Source organism: Anaerolineales bacterium, assembly GCA_016928575.1.
Lineage (GTDB): Bacteria > Chloroflexota > Anaerolineae > Anaerolineales > RBG-16-64-43 > JAFGKK01.
In genome coordinates this window covers 39,013-57,525 of record JAFGKK010000066.1, presented here as the reverse complement: position 1 = coordinate 57,525, position 18,513 = coordinate 39,013, and the positions used below count along the sequence as shown (strand labels likewise).

The following is an 18,513-nucleotide window of genomic DNA, read 5'->3' as shown; positions in this document are numbered from 1 at the left end:
TACAATCTCGTCGCTGATGATGGAGGGTTGGTATGGGGCGGCCGGATTACACCGGAATCGGTGGCCGAATTGACCGGAATTTGCAAACATATCCGTGTTCTGCGGGTGACCAACCAAGACGTGATGGAGAATATCGATGGGGTTGTTCTGCTTATTCTTCAACGGCTTGAATCTGCACCCCCTCCCCTGCCCTCCCCCGTTAGGAATAGCACCTAACGGGGGAGAATATCGCACAAGGTCCTCCCCCGGTAAGCGTTTTTTGCTTACCGGGGGAGGAAAGAGGAGGGGGCCTATCTTTGCGGGGAATGCCCCCTCCCCTGCCCTCCCCCATTAGGAAAACCACCTAACGGGGGAGGGGTATCGCATAAGGCCTCCCCCGTTAAGCGCTTTTTGCTTAACGGGGGAGGAAAGAGGAGGGGGAAATCAACGATGGAAGGTAAAATATCCCCCAAGGAGCCGGATGTCCAAACTAAAAATCCTCTCTCTCAGGATACTTGTTGCGCTTGCCATAATTCCATTTACAGCAGCGGGTTGTTCCGCATCGCAAGCCTTAACCGAGCCGGCCGCTCCGCTTACCCCCTTGGCAACGGTGAAAGCCGCATCCGCAACCGCCGCAGAAACCCTCCTCACCCCCACAACGACCGCCGAACCGCCGGCGAGCGCCACCCCCCCTTGGGGCTGCGCCGAAACCAAGGGCACGCTGGAGATGGCCGCGCTCGAAACCGGCCTGCAGCCGTGGCCGGTGGACATGCGGATTTTCCTCCCGCCGTGCTACGATCCGAAGCGCGAATCCGGCTACCCGCTGTTGATCATCATCCACGGCCAGACCTATACTTTCGACCAATGGGACCGCGACGGAATGGACGAGGCGGCCGACCGCCTGACCGCGGCCGGGACGATCCAGCCGATGATCCTCGTCATGCCGAACGAATCCTCCACCTACCGCGATCCGGAAAAATCCAATTTTGACGACGTCGTCGCCGAGGCGGTGCTGCCTTGGGTCGACGGGCACTACAACACTTGCCCCGAACGCCGCTGCCGGGCAGTCGGGGGCCTTTCGCGCGGCGCCGCCTGGGCGGTGCATATCGGAATGCTCCGGCCGTTCCTCTTCGGCTCGATCGGCGCGCATTCCTTCACACCCTTCCTCGGCGACGTGTACGCGTTGAAATATTGGTTGGCGAACATGAACGTCGGCGACCTGCCCCGGTTCTACCTCGACATGGGAAGCGAAGACAAGCCCGAGCACATCGAAGCCATCAACCAATACCGGGCCGAGATGGAACGGCTGGGGATCGCCTTCGAGTGGCACTGGAACGACGGGGGGCACGACGACGCCTATTGGTCCGCGCATGCGGAGGAATACCTGCTTTGGTACGCCCAAGCCTGGGCGGATCTTTCCTGGTGATTTTTCCACGGACCGGCGGCAAGCAAAAGTGGCTGTTTATAAAGTAAATCAATGGTATTTGCGGAAAATTCCCAGCCGGAGATAGTCCGTCATTCCCGCGCCGGCCCTCGGCGCGTTCTTCGCCGGGGGTGGGTTTAGCGGGAATTCAGGGTTTCCATGGCTGGATGCCCGCTACGAACACCCCCGCTCCGCGAGGGCGGGCGTGGGCATGACGATCCGGAGACAACCTAATGCTGTTTTAAGACAACCCCTTTTCGTTTTTCCATCGGGGCGCAGGGCGTCCCTCCCCGCGCGGCTGCTTTTTTGGTTCAGTCCATGAGATTCTTTCGGGAAAGCCGCAAGCCAGATCATTTGGGGGCGCTTCGGGCCAGCCACTCGCGCAGGGTGTTCGCCAAGTGCTCCAGGCGCGCCCGGTCCCCATCCTGCGCCGAACGCAGCGAATCCGTCAGGCCCTCCACGCTCTCCTCCAACCGCGAGATTTTTTCCGCGGCTTTGGTGAATTTACGGTCCCGTTCGCGCCATTCGTCCTCCCAGGTGAGGTTCTGCGCGGTCCACCGCTTTTGATCATCGGCCAGGAAGGTGGTCCAATCCTGGCGCATGCGGTCCTCCTGGATGCGCTGGATCTCCGCCATTTCCTTGATCTTCTGCTCCAGCCGCTCGGTCAAGCCCTGATATTCGTCGATCGCCTGGCGCATGGAGCGGTGCAGTTCCTGGTAGCTGTCGGTCTGCCGGAGGAAATCCTGCATGCGGCGGATGGCGTCGGCGCTTTGTTTATCCCATTCCTTCCACAGCCGCTCGCGTTCGGCGAGGGCGGCGGTCTGCTGTTCCTGCCAGATCGCCATCGCGTTCCGGCGCTCCAACTCCAAGCTCATCAGCTCCGCGAGGCGTCCGTCGGCCCTGCGGCTGGAGGATTCCAGGGCGTCCAATCGGGCCGACATCTCCCCCCACCGGTCGCGCAGCGCCTGTTGTTCGCCTTGGATATCCGCCATGCGGCGGATATCCTGGCGCCGCCCTTCCTCGGTCGCGGCGATGATCCGGGTCCGCTCCTCGTCCCGCTTCTGAATCAGGTCCAACGTCTTGCGCATCTCCTGCAGCAGGACGGCTTGGCGCGCCTGCTCGACTTTGCGGGCCTCCATGGATTCCTGGAGGTCCCCCAGCAGGTCGATCTGCTTTCTAAAATCGCCGATGGCTTTCTCGATTCGGCTCTTCTCCAGCGCGCGGTTCTTCCCGGCTTCTTCCTCCAACTCCAAGCGGTGCTTGTCCATCTCCGCCAGCGTGCGGGCGGTATCCTCACGGTGTTTGGAGAGCAGCTCGTCGATTTTCTGCGGTTGAACTCGGGTGCTGAGTTTTGTAAGCTGGTGGCTGGTTTCCTGCACGATTCGGGACTGGGATTCCAGAGCACCGGACAGGGTCGCCAACCGCTCTTCGAGTTTGGCCAGCAGCGCTTTGTCTTTGCGGCGCTCCTCATCCAGCCAATCCACGCGGTTTTTCAGGTCCTCGCCGGCCATCGGCTTCTCGCGGGCTTTGCGGTCTTCTTTGGCCATTGTTAGCTCCCGCCGGGGATTATACCCGGCGAAAAAATGCCTTCCGGGGGTTATTTGAGGGCATTCGCGAATGCCAGCCGCTTCAAAACCGCCTCGAGCACCGACACCGAGCGTTCGAATTCTTCCAGAGAAAGGCGCTCTTCCGGGGTGTGGTCAAGCGCCGAATCACCCGGACCGTAGACCGCCATCGGGCAGTTCCACTGCGGCCCGGCGATGTTGAAATCGGCGGTCCCCAACTTAAGGCTGAACGAAGGATCGCCGCCCAGTGAGCGGATGGCCGCGAGCAGCGCGCCGACCACGGGAGTGTTCTTTTCCACCCGGTAGGCGGAAAGCGGGATGCCCTCCAGGTCGAGCGCGCCCGCTCCTTCGGCGGCCTCGCGCAACAACCGCTCCGCCTGTTCGGGAGCGATCGAGAGGGGAAGCCGCAAGTGACCGCCGATCTCCGCAGTCTGGGTGAACCCGTCGCCGGAAGAGGCCATGCGCTCGAGGACCGCCGTCAATTGGTCGAATTTCCGCTCCGCTCCGGCGTTCTCGCGGGCGCCGATCTCCGCCAGCCGGTTCCAGAATCCCACGGCGGCTTCGCACGCGCTTTCCTGTCCGGCGGCGGTATGGCCGACGGCCTGCCGCGCGGCGAAGCGGAAACGCAAGATCCCGCGGTATCCGAGCGTGATCCGGTCCCAGCCGCTCGGCTCCCCGATGACGGCGAAGCGCGGATGCCAGCATCCGACCGCCTGCCGCGCGCCGGCCGAATCGCCCTCCTCGTCGACGGCGCCGATGACCACGACCTGCCAGCCGGGAATAGCGCCGGTCTTCGCGGCCGCGTCGACGAACGCCGCCAGCGGTCCCTTCGCATCCACCGAGCCGCGGCCGTGCAGGATCCCGTCTTCGATCCGGACGTCGATCCGGCCGGGGACCGTATCAATGTGCCCGAGCAGGACGATCTGGTTCGGCCCGTCCCCCATCACGCCGACCGCGTTCCCGGCTTCGTCGGCGCGGGCCGACGAAAAGCCCAGCCCGCGCATGCGGCCGACGAGCCACTCGACCGCCTCCCGTTCCTGCCCGGTCGGGCTGTAGCGTTCAACCAATCCGAGTAGCGTTTCCGACGGCTGGGTCATGGGTTTATCCGTTCTCCGGGGCGGATGCGGAATTTGGATGGACATCGGGAAAAAACGTTCCGGGTTAATCATATCTGAAATCCGCCCCGGTTATCATCCCGTTTCCCGTGGGGCTTCGGGCCGGTTTTTCCATTCCCAGTGCCTGCGGCGCAAATTCCACAAAGGGCTTGGCAGGTTGCTGAAAAAAGAAAAATGGCGGTTGAGCAGCCCAGTACTCTTCCGGGGCGTATCCCCGGCCCGACCTGAGTCCGCGCCCGCGAAGCCCATATGCACCCGATACTCTTTCGAACCCGTGCGATTGCGAAGCGGGTGCCGGGGCGGGCGAAACCACTGAAAAATCCTGGGGGCTTGCCCGCTCTGGCCGGACCGAAAGCACATTGTGGATCTCCGCGCCATCCGGGAATATACCCGGCAGCAAGACGGGGGCGTCAACCGAACGGCCGTGAGAAACCGTCTGCAATCATCCGCGGGACTGCCGATCCGATCTCCACACCGCCTGCGAGCTGCCGCCGGGCGATGTTGGAAGAAACCGATTTGCCGGGGGGCTGGCGCGCGTCTCCTTCGACCCCCATCCGCAGATCGCATCCGGCCTTCCCCGAACGGCGGTTATTTCCCTTTCGTCTTCAGGTAACGAATCAATCCCCCGGCCGCCAGAAGCGCCCGGACGCTCTCCGGAAACGGCGGATATGCAAACCGCCCCGCGGGCAGAAGTATTTCCCCGCGCTCCAAATCCACCTTCACTGGATCGCCCCTGTGCGCGGCGGCGACAGCCTCCGGGCAGACGATCGCCGGCAAGCCCCGGTTGATTGCGTTGCGGTAGAAAATGCGTCCAAATGATTCCGCCACCACCGCCCGTACGCCGCGCCCGGTTAGGCAGGTGACCGCCTGCTCGCGCGACGATCCGCAGCCCATGTTGCGGCCGGCGAAGATCACGTCCCCCGGCTTCGAGGCCCGCAGGAATTCCGGGTCGAGGTCCTCCAGCGCGTGAGCGGCGATTTCCTCCGGCGTGCGCAGCGTATAGGTGTACTTCCCCGGGAAGATCCGATCGGTGTTGATGTCGCCGCCGTAAACCCAGGCCGATCCGTCGGCGACGAACGCATCGGCCCTCATCCCCTCGCTCCCCTTCTCCCAGCGCCTGCCCTCGCGCAGCGGGGGGATGCTGGGAGAAGGAGAAGGGGATTGAGGGCCGAATTTGCGCAAATCGGTTCCGCGGACGAGACGGAGGAACGAATCCGCCCTCATCCCCTCCCTCGCCTTCGCTCGGCGTTTGCCCTCGCGCAGCGCGGGGATGCTGGAAGATGGGGAAGCGGGATGTGGAATGTCTTCGAATTCCCGCGGCGAAGGAATACGGCCCAACACCGCGCCGAGCGCGACCAGCGCCGGCGATCCGAGATGGATCTCCGCATCCGGCTGGCCCATGCGGCCCTTGAAGTTGCGGTTGGCGGTGGAGAAAACGACCTCGCCCGCGGCAGGGATGCCGAGATGGTTGCCCATGCACGGCCCGCATCCCGGCACGCCGATCATCGCGCCCGAGTCCACCAGTGCGCCGATGATCCCTTCCGCAACCGCCGCGCGGTAAACTTCTACCGACGCCGGCACAACCAGGAAGCGGGTTCCGGGGCGGACCTTCTTGCCGGCGACGGCCTGTGCCGCCGCGCGCAGATCCTCCAGCCGCCCGTTGGTGCAGGTGCCGAGAAACGCCATGTCGATCGGCTTGCCCGCGGCTTCGGACAATGTCTGCCGCCGGTCCACTCCATGCGGCGCGGCGGCTAGCGGGCCGACTGCGGAAAGGTCAATCTCATACTCGGCGAGATATTCCGCGCCCGGGTCCGCCCAAAGCGCCGACGCCTCGCAATCCGCGCGGCTCGCCCGGCCCGACCCGCGCGAAGCAAGGTACTCGAAGACCGCCTCGTCCGGGGCGAGGCAGGCGTTCTTCACGCCGAACTCGGCCATCATGTTGGGGATGACCATCCGGCTGTCGATCGAAAGAGTCCGCAAGCCCGGCCCGTCGAACTCGGCCGAGAGGTACAACCCGCCGTCGGCGCCCAGTTCGCCGATGATCGCCAGGCATAAATCCTTCGTCGTCACTCCGGAGGCCAGGCTTCCCTGCAGCGTGAAGCGGACGCTGTGCGGAACGCGCAGCCACAGGCCGCCCGTCGCCCACAGCGCGGCGGCCTCGCTGCGCCCCACGCCCGCGCCGAACGCGCCCATCCAACCGTGGTGGGTGGTGTGGCTGTCCGCGCCGAGGATGACCTGGCCGGGGAGCAACAACGCCTCCTCGGCGGCCACTTGGTGGCAGATGCCGCGGCCGATGTCGAAGAAATCGCGCACGCCCTGCGCGCGCACGAAAGCCCGCGCCTCGGCGTGGATCTGGGCATGCGTCGGCGTCGGCGGGGGGGAGGCGTGATCGAGGACGATCAACAGGCGCGAGGGGTCCTGCACCCTCTCCGCGCCGAGTTCCTTGTAAAAGATCTGGGCGATGGCGGCGGTGTTGTCGTGGGTAAGGATCCGATCCGGGCGCACTTCGAGGATGTCTCCCGCCCGGGCGCCGGTTTTCCCCGCTTTGCGCGCCAACGCCTTCTCGGCGAAAGTGCGGGGCCGGATTCCCTCATCCCCTTGCTCCCCTTCTCCCAGCGCCTGCCCTCGCACAGCGGAGGGATTCGCAAGTTCGCCCTTGGTCTTCGAACCTGCGCTGTCATGCAGCGGAGCCCGTCCCGCGCCTGCCCTCGGCGTGTTCTTTCGCCGGGGGGAATGCGCAGGTTTGCCTTTGATCCTCAAACCTGCGGGGTCATGGAACGGGGTCACTTGACTTGTTCCTTGCGCGGCGGTTTCTCATCCAGGCGCTGGACGATCCGCCGGCGCGCTGATTCGGGCAGCAGGAGCTTGGACAGGCCGTATTCCTCGGCGGCGATCGAAAGCAGCAGTTCGGCCGGCGACTGGTCGGCGTCGATCTGGTACACGCGCTCCTTGAAACGCGCAGTGATCTCGCGCGCGGTGGCTTCATCGATCCGGAAGTAATTGATCTCCTTAAGGAAGTAGTGGATCGTGTTCCAACCCGAAAGCGGCCCGAGCAGAATGTCGCGTTCGCTTACCCCGAAAACGTCCAGCGGATGGGCTTCGTAGGCGCTGGCGTCGTTGAGGATCGCGCCCTGATGCACGCCGGCGGTATGGGTCCGGTTGGTTAGGGATATCGGTTCCTTGGGCGGGACGAGCATCCGCAGTTTGTCGGCCGCGAGGACGTTGATCGGGTAGGATCCGCGCAGGTGGTAGCCTTCGAGCGAGTCGTAATCCTGGTCCAGGTGCAGGTTGAACATCAGCGCGGTCATCGAGGTGATGCCGGAGCGCTCGCCGATCCCCAGCAAAGTGGTGTTGACGTAGCGTACGCCTTCGTGGAGGGCCGCGAGCGTGTTCGAAAGCGCAAATCCCCGGTCGTCGTGGAAGTGGACCTCGAACTCGGTCACCGGGTAGCGTTCGCGCAGCGCGCGGAGGCGCTGGCTCACCAGCGGCGGCGTGGCCACCCCGACCGTGTCGGGCAGGCCCAGCCGGTCCACCAGCGAGACCACTTGGTCGTAGACCCGGAATTGGTCTTCCAGGCGGGTGCGGAAGGTATCCTCGCCGCTGAACCGCAGGATCAGGTTCGGGTGATTGGTGCGCAGGTCCTCCAGCAGGATCCGTGCGCGGCGGGAGATCTCCTCCAGGTCCTTGCCGGTATTGAACGCGCGGGATTGCGGCGAGGTGCCGATGTAGAGGTTGAGCCCGTCGAATCCGGCGCGGATCGCCGCCTCCACGTCGTCCGGATGGCAGCGGACGTGCGCCAGCAGGAAGGTGTATCCCTTCTGGGTGACCAGCTCGTCGCGAACCTGCTGGATCGCCTTGACGTCCTCGCGCTCCTGCGGGCTGACGACGGGCGAGAACATCTCGATGAACTTCACCCCATAGAGGATCAGCGCGCGGATCAACTCAAGTTTGTCGCGTTCGGTGTAGAAGTACTTGTGGTGGTCATGCAGGAGGGATGTCTGCTGGCCCTCGCGCAGGGTCGTGTCGATGATCTCGAGTTTGCGCGGGCGGTATTGGCGGAAACGATCGGCGTTCTCCGCGGCGTTCATGGAGGTCATGACTTCCTCGCGGCCGGCTGATCGGCGAGAACGGCGGCGAGCTGGTCCGCGACCTCGTCCAATTGCGCCTTGGTGATAACCAGCGGGGGCAGCAGCCGGATGACGTTCAAGCCGGCGGGGAGCGCGAGCACCCCGCGCTCCGCGAGCGCCGCCAAGTACGGCGCGGCTTTCTGCTTAATCTCGATCCCGATCAGCAGGCCGAGTCCGCGCACTTCGCGGATCAGCGCAGAGGAGATGGCGCGCAGCCTCTGGGCCATGTGGGCCCCAAGTTCGGCGGCTTTCTCGGCGAGCCGCTCTTCTTCGTACGCATCGATCGCAGCCACCCCCGCGGCGCTGGTGAGCGGATTTCCCCCGAAGGTATTGGCATGCACGGCCGGTTCGAGCGGCCGGATCCGCTCGCCGATCACAATCGCGCCCATCGGAATCCCGCCGCCGATGGATTTCGCCAGGGCGAGAAAATCCGGCTGCAGGCCGTAGTGCTGATAGGCGAACATCCTGCCGGTCCGACAGAATCCGGTCTGAACCTCGTCGAGGATCAGCATCGCCCCCTTCCTGCGGCAGATCTCCTGCGCGCCGCGCAGGTATTCGGCCGTGCCGGGATACACGCCGCCCTCGGCCTGCACCGCTTCCAGGATCACGCCGGCGGTTTTTTCGTTCACCGCGGCGTCCAACTCCTCCAATTGGTTGTACGTCACGTGCGCGAAGCCCGGGACCAGGGGCAGAAAGGCGTCGCGGTACTTCTTGTTCCACGTCGCGGAAAGGGCGCCCATCGTCCGCCCGTGAAACCCGCGTTTGGCGGCGACAAAATCCGTCCGGCCGGTGGCGTAGCGGGCCAGCTTGATCGATCCTTCAATTGCCTCCGTTCCGGAGTTGCACAGGAACACCCGGTTGAAACCCGATCCGGCCGCCTCCACCAGCCGCCGCTCCAGCTCGCCGCGCTTGGCGAAAAAAAACATTTCGGTGCAGGTGATCAGCGTCTGCGCCTGCTCGGTGATCGCCCGGACCACCGCCGGATGGCAGTGGCCGAGGTTGGCCGAACCCTGCCCGGCGACGCAATCGATGTACTGGCGGCCCTTTTCATCCCATACCAGCGCCCCCTGCCCGCGCACGATCTCAATCGGGCGCTTCACGTACAGCCCGGAGGTGTATTTGGTTTCGAGTTCGATGGTATCGGTCATAGGGTCCTCGTATCCCGTCGCCTCCACCCCATCCTGCCTCCCCCAGCCCCTCCTCCCTTCCCGCCTGCCCCGCGCAGCGGGGTGATACGGAAAGGAAGGAGGGGTGCCGGAGGCGGGGAGTTGGGATGGGATGGAATCAAGATCGTTGTGCGTTCACCTTAAAATGCTCCTGCAAACTCCGGTACTCCAGCGCCTTCTCGCGCATCGCACGGATGCCCGCCACCGCGGCCGCGGCCGCCGAAAGAGTGGTCAACAGCGGCACGTTCATCACGGTGGCGGCGGCGCGGATCAGGTTCCCATCGCTGTGGGCGTTCGGGCCGAGCGGCGTATTTAAAACCAGCTGGACCTTGCCACCGCGGACCAAATCGACCACGTTCGGCGATCCGTGACCGACCTTGAAGGCCGCCTCCACCGGCAGCCCGGCGTGCATGAAGAAGGCCGCCGTGCCGGGCGTGGCCAGCAGGCGGAAACCCATCCGGTGCAGATCGCGCGCGACTTTCAGGGCCGCGCCCTTGTCGAAATCGTTTACGCTGAAGAGCGCCGCGCCCTCCTCCGGCAGTGCGGAACCCGCCGCCATCTCGGCCTTGGCGAAGGCGTGGCCGAAGCGGCCGGCGTGGCCCATCACCTCGCCGGTCGAGCGCATCTCCGGCCCGAGCAAGCTGTCGGCCCCGGGCAGCTTCTGGAACGGCAGCACCGCTTCCTTGACGAAAAACCCGTCCACCTCCGGCTCCTGGAGGATTCCGAGCTCCGCGAGCGATTTGCCGGCCATGACCTGCGCCGCGCGGCGCGCGAGCGGAACGCCGACCGATTTGCTCACGTAGGGAATCGTCCGCGACGCGCGCGGATTCACCTCCAGCACATAGACCACGTCGTCCTTGACCGCCAGTTGCACGTTCATCAACCCGCGGACCCCCAGCCGCCGGCCGAGCTTTTCGGCGTATTCGCGCATCGTGTTGAGGTGGTAGGCGCTGATCTTGTAGGGCGGCAGAACGCAGGCGGAATCGCCGGAGTGCACGCCGGCCTCCTCGATGTGCTGCATGATCGCCGCCACCACCGTGCGCTGGCCGTCGGCGATCGCGTCCACGTCCGCCTCGTAGGCGTCCTCGAGGAAGCGGTCGACCAACAGCGGCTGGCCCGGCGCGGCGGCCAGCGCCTCGCGCGCGAAACCCTCCAGCTGCCCTTCATCTCCGACAATCGCCATCGCCCGCCCTCCCAGGACGAACGACGGCCGCACCAACAGCGGGTATCCGATCCGCTCGGCGATCCCGCGCACCTCCTCGAGCGAGCGGGCGATCCCGTGCTCCGGCTGCGGAATGTCGAGGTCGTCGAGCACCTCGGCGAACCGCCGCCGGTCCTCGGCCAGGTCGATCGCCTCGGCCGAAGTCCCCCAGACCGGAACGCCCGCGGCCGCCAGGTCCGCCGAAAGGTTCAGCGGAGTCTGTCCGCCGAATTGCAGGATCACCCCGGACGGCTTCTCGCCGTCGATGACGTTGAGGACGTGCTCGAGCGTCAGCGGTTCAAAATAAAGCCGGTCGGCGGTGTCGTAGTCGGTGGAAACCGTCTCCGGATTGCAATTCAGGAGGATCGTCTCATAGCCCATCTCGCGCAGCGCGAACACCGCCTGGCAGCAGCAATAATCGAACTCGATTCCCTGCCCGATCCGATTGGGGCCGCTTCCGAGGATCAGCGCCTTGGGCTTCGGCGTAACGCGCGCCTCGTCTTCGGTTTCGTACGAGGAATACAGGTACGGCGTCTGGGCTTCGAATTCCGCCGCGCAGGTGTCCACCCGCAGGAAGGTCGGCCGGATCCCGAGTTCCAAGCGCCGCGCGCGGATCTCCGCGGCCGCGAAGTTCCTTTCCGGCTTCGACAGCAGGCGGGCGATCCGCGAATCCGAAAGGCCGAAGCGCTTCGCCTCGCGGAACAAATCCACCGGCAGGGTTTCGAGGCCGAACCCGCCGATCGACTTTTCGAGATCCGCGGTCCGCCTCAGCTGATCCAGGAACCACGGGTCGATCCCGGTAATCCCGGCCAGCTTCCCGAGATCGGCTCCCGCGCGGATCGCCCGGTAGACGCCGAACAGTCGATCCGAGGTCGGGACGCTGAGCGCCTCCCATTCGGCGGCGGTTTTCGGATCGGCGGGAGCCGGTTTGTCCGGGCCGGATCCGTCCAGCGCGTCGATCCCGCTTTCGAGCGAGAGCACCGCTTTGGAGAGCGCCTCGGGAAAGGTGCGCCCCAGCGCCATCACCTCGCCGACCGATTTCATCTGCGCCCCGAGCGTCGGATCCACCCCCGGGAACTTCTCGAACGCCCAACGCGGGATCTTCGCCACCACGTAATCGAGCGAGGGTTCGAACCCGGCCTTGGTCTGCCCGGTGATGTCGTTGGGGATCTCGTCGAGCGTGTATCCGACGGCGACCAGCGCCGCCACTTTGGCGATCGGGAAACCGGTGGCCTTGGAAGCCAGCGCCGAGGAGCGCGAGACGCGCGGATTCATCTCGATCACCAGCGCCTCGCCGTCCTTGGGATTGACCGCGAACTGGACGTTGGATCCGCCGGTTTCGATCTCCACCGCGCGCATCACCCGCCGCGCCAAGTCGCGCAGGATCTGGTATTCGCGGTCGGTGAGCGTCTGCGACGGGGCGACGGTGATGCTGTCGCCGGTGTGCACGCCCATCGGATCCAGGTTTTCGATCGAACAGACCACGACGAAATTGTCCGCCCGGTCGCGCATCACCTCGAGCTCGAATTCCTTCCATCCGAGGACCGACTGCTCGAGCCAGGCTTGGCCGATCGGCGAGACGGCAATCGCCTTGCGCACCGCCTCGGGAAGCTCCTCCGGCCGGTTGACCCACGAGGCCCCGGTTCCGCCGAGGGCGAAGGACGCGCGCACCAGGACCGGCAATCCGGTTTCCTTGGCGAGATCCTGCGCCTCGGCCAAGTTGTGCGCCGGGCCGCCGCGCGGGACGGGAATGCCGTGTTCGCGCATCGCCCGGTTGAAGAGCTGCCGGTCTTCGGCCAGCTCGATCGAGCGCAGGCGCGCGCCGATCAGTTGCACGCGGTATCGCTCGAGGGTGCCGCGCTGGGAAAGCGCCAGCGCCATGTTCAGCCCGGTCTGTCCGCCGACGGTCGGGAGCAGCGCGTCAGGCCGCTCCTGGGCGATGATCGCTTCGAGCGCATCGGGGGTGAGCGGCTCGATGTAGGTTGCGTCGGCCAGGTCCGGATCGGTCATGATCGTGGCCGGGTTGGAATTAACCAGGATCACCCGGTAACCCTCGGCGCGCAGGGCTTTGATCGCCTGGGTGCCGGAATAGTCGAACTCTGCCGCCTGGCCGATGACGATCGGTCCGGAACCGACCACGAGGATCGAGCGGATGTCGGTGCGCTTCGGCATCAATCCCCGCCTTTCACCACCATCGCGAAGAACCGGCCGAACACCTCCCGGGCGTCGTGCGGCCCGGGCGAAGCCTCGGGATGGAATTGGACGCAGAAGACCGGGCGCCGCTTCAGCCGCAAGCCCTCCACCGAACCGTCGTTGAGCGAAACCATCGTGACCTCGGCCTCGTCCTTCGGCAGGCTTTCGGCCTCGACGATGTAATTGTGGTTTTGGGCGGTGATCCAAACCCCGCGCGTGCCCTCGTCTCGCACCGGATGGTTGCCGCCGTGATGGCCAAACTTCAATTTTGCGATCCGCCCTTCGAGCGCCAGCCCGATCAACTGGTGCCCCAGGCAGATGCCGAGGGTGGGGATGCCGCTCTCCAGAAGCGAACGCACGGCGGCGACGATTTTCGGCAAGCCGCGCGGATCGCCCGGTCCGTTGGAAAGGAAGATGCCGTCCGGCTTGAGCGCCAAGGCCTTCTTGGCCGGCGTGCCCGAGGGAACCACGGTCACCCGCGCGCCCTCCGACGCCAGATGGCGAAGGATGTTGCGCTTCATGCCGAAGTCGTAGGCCAGGATGTGCTTCCCCTTCAGAGCCCCCGCGCCGTCCGCCACCCACTTGCTGCCCGGATCGCCCGCCCAGGCGTATTCCCGCGGGCAGGAGATTTCGCTGACCATGTCGCGCCCGTCGAGCCCTTCCCAGGCGCGCGCCGTCTCGAGGAGCTTCTGCGGATCCGCGCCGCGCGTCGAGAGCGCCGCCTTTTGGGTCCCGCCGTCGCGCAGCCGGCGGGTGAGAAAGCGCGTATCGACGCCGCTGATCCCGGGGATTCCGGCCTCCGCCAGCCACTCCGCCAGCGGCTTTTCCGCGCGCCAGTTGGAAACCGCCGGGCTGATCGACCGCACTACCGCCGCCGAGACCTGCGGGCGCTCCGCTTCGCAATCCTCGCGGTTGACTCCCACGTTGCCGATGTGCGGGCAGGTGAACAGCACTCCCTGCCCGCGGTAGGAGGGATCGGTGAGGATTTCCTGGTAGCCGCTCAGGCTGGTGTTGAAGACCAGTTCAAAAACGGCGTCGGCTTGCGCGCCGAAGGCCTCCCCACGCAGGACGGTTCCGTCTTCCAGCGCCAGGGTCGCGGCGTTCACGTAATGACCGTCCCTTTCCCCGCCAGTGCGGCGGTTACCGGCCGCGGGATCCGGCTGTCGGCGAAGATCACCCGCCGAACGCCTTCACCGAGCGCCTCGCTCGCGCCGAGAACCTTCTTCTTCATCCGACCCTCGGCGTACTTAAGCGCGTCTTCGAGTCCCGCGCGCTCGATCTTCGGGAGGAGCGTGCTTTGGTCGGGGAACTTGCGCATCAGCCCGGGGACATTGGTGAGAATCACCAGGCTTTCGGCTTTGAGCGCACCGGCGATCATCGCCGCCGCACGGTCGGCATCCACGTTGAGCGCCACGCCCTCGGGCGAGATCGCCAGCGGTGCGACGACCAAGGTCAGCCCGGATTGGATCAGCGTCTGCAGCAGCGCCGCGTCGACCTTCTCAATCGTTCCGGTGTGGTCGCCGTGCAGCATCCGCACCCGCCCGTTCTCCACCGACCGTACGGCTTCCTTGCGCTTGGCCTGCATCGCACGCCCGTCCACCCCCGAGAGGCCGAAGGCGTTGACGCCGAGCCGCTGCAGCCGCTCGACCAGGAGGATGTTGATCTTGCCCGCGGTGACCATGGCGAAAATCTCGAGCGTCTCGCGGTCGGTGTAGCGCGAGGTGAAGCCCGACGGGCTGGTGACGAATTTCGGGGGATGGCCGAGCTTCTCGGAAACCGCGTTGGTCTCCTCCGATCCGCCGTGGACTAGCACCGCCCGCTGTCCGGATCGGATGAGTTGGGCCAGATCCGCACACACGGCGTCCATGTTGTTGCCGGCGGCTCCGCCGATTTTTACGACGAGCATGAGATCGCTTCCTTCCAATCCTCACCCCCTACCCCTTCATCCCCTCCCCCCTCGCCTGTGGTCATCGCAGGAGAGGGGGAGGGGAAAGAGGAGAGGGGGGTGAGGCTATATCGGGTGCAACCCGCCGAATTCCAACCCCAGGGTCTCTTCGAAGCCGCACATCACGTTCATCGCCTGAACGGCCGAACCGGAGGCACCCTTCATCAAATTGTCGATCGCCGCCATGGAAACGATCCGGCCCGTATCCGGGTCCAATTCAAAACCGAGATCGACGTAGTTGCTGCCGGCGAGGATTTTCGGATCCGGGACGCGGTGCACGCCGGTCTTTTCCTTGACGATTCGGAGGAACGGCTCCGCCTTGGCGAAGGCCCGGTACGCCCGCCACAGATCCTTCTCGGTCACGCCGGGTTTGGCGAAGCAATGCGCCGCGGCCAACGCCCCGCGGACGAGGTCCACCGAGGTGATGGTCATGTGAAAATCCGGAAGGCCCAGCTCCTGGATCACCTCGGCCGTGTGGCGGTGGCCGGAGGGCGCGTACGTGCGGATCACGCCCGCCCGTTCCGGGTGGTGCGAGCCGGCGTTCGGACTGCCCCCCCCCTCGGAGGATCCGACCTTCACGTCGACGATCACCGTGCGGGCCGAATCCAGCAATCCGCCGCGGACCAGCGGCGCCAAGGCCAGGTTGGCCGCGGTGGCGTTGCACCCCACGCCGCTGATGTACTCCGCCGTTTGCATCTCCGCGCGGTGGAATTCCGGCAGCCCGTACACGAATTTGCCGATCCACTGCGGGGCGGCGTGGTCGCGGCCGTACCATTTTTTATACGCCGCCGGGTCTTTCAGCCGAAAATCCGCCGAGAGGTCGACGATCTTTCCCGCCAATCCCGCGTAGCGCCCGATCTCCTTCTGCGCCTCGCCATGGGGCAGGGCAAGAAACAGGACGTCGCATTCCTTGAGCACCTGGCGTGAGACGAACTGCAAGGCCGTCCGTTTGCGCAGGTGCGGGTGAGTCGAATGGACGTATTCGCCCACGTGCCGCTCGGACGTCGCCTGCACGACGTCGATCTGCGGATGCCCGAGGAGGAGTCGCAGCAGCTCGCCGCCGGTATAGCCCGAGGCGCCGACGATGCCGGCTTTGAGTTTTCCGTTCATTTCAATATCTCCATGACCGACGCGCGCGGCACCGGGTGGTATTGCGCTTGGAATTGGTCCTTCTTTTTGCCCACTTCGATCGTATAGTCGATTACGTATCCGGGGATGTCGATCCCGGTGGCCGGCACCGAGGTATGGAACTCCATCGTGTGGTTGACCTCGTTGACCAGGTAGCCGCGGGTTTCGTCTTCGAGAATGTCGACCGCGAGGACCCCGCCTCCGACCGCCCGCGCCGCGGCGACACTGATCCGGTCCAGGTCCGGGGTGACCGGGCAGGGCGATCCCTGGCCGCCGCGGGCGGTGTTGGTGATCCAGTGCTCCGACGAGCGATAGATCGCGGCGATCGTCCGCTCGCCGACGACGAAGGCGCGGATGTCGCGCCCCGGCTTTCGGATGTATTCCTGGATGTAGAAGATGTTCTGCTGGTAGTTGCCCAGCACCTCGCGCGCCTCGAGGACCGCTTCGGCGGCGTCGCGGTCGTTGATCTTCGCCACCATCCGGCCCCATGAGCCGATAACCGGCTTGAGCACCACCGGGTAGCCCATCTTTTCGATCGCCGCCAGCGCGCTTTCCGGCGTGAAAGCTACCTTCACCTCGGGCTGGGGGATGCCTGCGAACTTCAATGCCGCGGAAGTCCACAGCTTGTCGCCGCAGGTATCGGCCACGGCCGAAGTGTTCACCGTGGGAATGCCCCAGCCGTTGAGGATTTTACAGGCGTACAGCCCGCGCCCGTAGGAGAGGGACCGTTCGAGTAGCACCGAGAGGTGGTCCCACTCGCCGGGATGGTTGAGGTCGAACACCGCCTCCCGGTCGTCGATTTTTTCGTATTCGACGCCGCGCTTTTCGAGCGCTTCGAACAGCCACTTTTCTTCGATGCGCAAGCGGGTCATCAACACGCCGATCTTCATGATTGCAGCCTCCGCCCCCCTCCTCGGTCCGCTCCCGTTTGCTTCGCAAACAGGAGCGGAGAAATCACTCGCCCCAATCCTCGGCTTCCTTCGGAGCCAGGGACAGCGTCACGGGATCCAATCCCGTCAGCTCCAGCTCGACTCCGCAATCCGGGCAAACCAGGATTTCACCCGTCTGCGCGTCGTCCGGGACGGCGACCTCTCCTTCGCATTCTGGGCAAAGACCTTTCATTTTGATTCTCCTTTGGAGCGCATGCACGGCGCCCGCGTTTCGTTTTGGCGCATCCCCGCGCCATGGGATTTTTCAAACCGGATCCGATCCCCCGGCCGCCCCCTTTTTCGGGAGATTCATTTTTCCTGCAAGATCTGCACCGCCCGGTCGATCTGCTCCTTCACGGCGGAGGGGGCCGTGCCGCCTTTGGCGCTGCGGTGGGAAAGCGCGCTCTCCGTGCAAAAGACCTGCGCGAGATCCTGCCCGACCGCGGGGTGGATCTTCCGGAGTTCCGCCATCTCCAGGCGGGATAGCGGGATCCCAAGTTCGATCGCCCGCCGCACCGCCCGGCCCGCGGCGGTGTGCGCCTGCCGGAACGGGACGCCCCGGCGGACCAGGTAGTCCGCCAAGTCGGTGGCGAACATCCCGTCGTCGAGCGCGGCGGCCATCCGCTCCCGGTGAACCGTCAGGGTCTCCAAAACGCCGCGCAATGCCGGAAGGACCGCCTCCAGGGTGTCCGCCGCTTCGAACGCCGCCGGCTTGTCCTCCTGCAAATCCTTGTCGTAGGCGGACGGCAGGCCCTTCAGCACGGCCAACAGCCCGGTCAGCAGACCGATCAGCTTCCCGCTCTTCCCGCGCGCCAACTCGAGCAGGTCCGGATTCTTCTTCTGCGGCATCAGGCTTGAGCCGGTGGCATAGGCGTCGTCCAATTCGACAAATCCGAACTCGGCCGTGGAAAACAGGATCAGCGCGTCCGCCATCCGGCTGACATGCACGCCGAGCATCGCCGCGGCGAAGAGGAACTCGGCCGCGAAATCCCGGTCCGCAACGGCGTCGATGCTGTTGGGTGAGGCCGATTTAAACCCCAGCTCCGCGGCCAGCGCGTCGCGGTCGACGGGAAACGCCGTCCCCGCCAGCGCGCCGCTTCCCAACGGACAGACCGCGGCCCGCTCCCGGATCTCCCGCAGGCGCAGGCGGTCGCGGTCGAGCGCCCAGAAGTGCGAGAGCCACCAATGCGAAAGCAGGATCGGCTGCGCCCGCTGGGTATGGGTGTATCCGGGGAGAACCGCGCCGAAATCGGCCTGGGCCCGGGCAAGCAACGCCTCCTGCAGCGCGCGGACTCCACCCAGGATCCGGCTTTCCGCCTCCACGATCCACATCCGGAAATCGGCCGCCACCTGGTCGTTGCGGCTGCGGCCGGTGTGCAGTTTTCCGGCCGCTGCCCCGATCAGCTCGCCCAGCCTGCGTTCGACGGCGGTGTGGATGTCCTCGTCCGACGGCGCGAAGGCAAAGGCGCCTTCCGCCAATTCCCTTCCGATCTGCTTCAGCCCTTCTTCGATCCGGCCGGCTTCTTCCTCCGTCAGCACGCCGGCGCGCCGCAGCGCGTGCGCCCAGGCGGTCGACCCGCGCACGTCCTGGGCCGACAGGCGGCGGTCGAAGGACAGCGAATCGTTCAGCGCCGCCGCTTTTGGGTCGAGGCTTTCTTGAAATCGCCCGGTCCACAGTTGTGTCATCGTCGTTCCTTCCTCACCCACTTCCCCCGCCCCCTTCCTCCTCACCCGGCATAAGC

General features: G+C 65.4%; 14 protein-coding genes. 2 read left to right on the top strand and 12 right to left on the bottom strand.

The genetic code is table 11. The features are described 5' to 3' along the window. The coding region (locus tag JW929_08840; protein ID MBN1439502.1) for a hypothetical protein at positions 1-216 on the top strand (216 nt) is incomplete at its 5' end. A 373-nt stretch (positions 217-589) separates the two neighbouring features. After that, positions 590-1,405 carry a hypothetical protein gene (locus tag JW929_08835; GenBank protein ID MBN1439501.1) on the top strand — a complete coding sequence of 272 codons (816 nt, stop codon included), beginning with the start codon at positions 590-592 and terminating at the stop codon, positions 1,403-1,405. A 347-nt stretch (positions 1,406-1,752) separates the two neighbouring features. Here JW929_08835 and JW929_08830 read toward each other — a convergent pair whose 3' ends face one another. The 12 genes from JW929_08830 to argH all read right to left on the bottom strand — a co-directional run bounded on the left by JW929_08830 (position 1,753) and on the right by argH (position 18,457). Continuing rightward, entirely contained in the window at positions 1,753-2,949 is a 1,197-nt protein-coding gene (locus JW929_08830) for a hypothetical protein (protein ID MBN1439500.1), read from the bottom strand. A gap of 50 nt (positions 2,950-2,999) precedes the next feature. Continuing rightward, entirely contained in the window at positions 3,000-4,064 is a 1,065-nt protein-coding gene (locus JW929_08825) for a [LysW]-lysine hydrolase (protein MBN1439499.1), read from the bottom strand. A gap of 606 nt (positions 4,065-4,670) precedes the next feature. Beyond that, on the bottom strand, positions 4,671-6,638 hold the full coding sequence (locus JW929_08820) for a 3-isopropylmalate dehydratase large subunit (GenBank protein MBN1439498.1): 1,968 nt from the start codon (positions 6,636-6,638) through the stop codon (positions 4,671-4,673). A 227-nt stretch (positions 6,639-6,865) separates the two neighbouring features. Then, entirely contained in the window at positions 6,866-8,179 is a 1,314-nt protein-coding gene (locus JW929_08815; GenBank protein ID MBN1439497.1) for a hypothetical protein, read from the bottom strand. Then, positions 8,176-9,357 carry an acetylornithine/succinylornithine family transaminase gene (locus tag JW929_08810; protein ID MBN1439496.1) on the bottom strand — a complete coding sequence of 394 codons (1,182 nt, stop codon included), beginning with the start codon at positions 9,355-9,357 and terminating at the stop codon, positions 8,176-8,178. Before JW929_08810 ends, JW929_08815 begins: the two co-directional genes overlap by 4 nt. 136 nt (positions 9,358-9,493) lie before the next feature. After that, complete coding sequence (carB, locus tag JW929_08805) at positions 9,494-12,748, bottom strand: carbamoyl-phosphate synthase large subunit (protein MBN1439495.1); 3,255 nt, start codon at positions 12,746-12,748, stop codon at positions 9,494-9,496. Continuing rightward, positions 12,748-13,875, bottom strand: a complete 1,128-nt coding sequence (carA, locus tag JW929_08800) for a glutamine-hydrolyzing carbamoyl-phosphate synthase small subunit (GenBank protein ID MBN1439494.1) — start codon at positions 13,873-13,875, stop codon at positions 12,748-12,750. The genes carB and carA overlap by 1 nt, the downstream gene beginning before the upstream one ends. Beyond that, positions 13,872-14,675, bottom strand: a complete 804-nt coding sequence (locus tag JW929_08795) for a [LysW]-aminoadipate kinase (GenBank protein ID MBN1439493.1) — start codon at positions 14,673-14,675, stop codon at positions 13,872-13,874. The genes carA and JW929_08795 overlap by 4 nt, the downstream gene beginning before the upstream one ends. Before the next feature lie 105 nt (positions 14,676-14,780). Further along, a complete protein-coding gene (locus JW929_08790) occupies positions 14,781-15,824 on the bottom strand; it encodes an N-acetyl-gamma-glutamyl-phosphate reductase (protein MBN1439492.1) in 1,044 nt (347 codons plus the stop codon). After that, entirely contained in the window at positions 15,821-16,732 is a 912-nt protein-coding gene (gene lysX, locus JW929_08785; protein MBN1439491.1) for a lysine biosynthesis protein LysX, read from the bottom strand. The genes JW929_08790 and lysX overlap by 4 nt, the downstream gene beginning before the upstream one ends. 64 nt (positions 16,733-16,796) lie before the next feature. Beyond that, positions 16,797-16,964, bottom strand: a complete 168-nt coding sequence (lysW, locus tag JW929_08780) for a lysine biosynthesis protein LysW (protein MBN1439490.1) — start codon at positions 16,962-16,964, stop codon at positions 16,797-16,799. A 116-nt stretch (positions 16,965-17,080) separates the two neighbouring features. Further along, on the bottom strand, positions 17,081-18,457 hold the full coding sequence (argH, locus tag JW929_08775; protein MBN1439489.1) for an argininosuccinate lyase: 1,377 nt from the start codon (positions 18,455-18,457) through the stop codon (positions 17,081-17,083). Positions 18,458-18,513 lie beyond the last annotated feature (56 nt).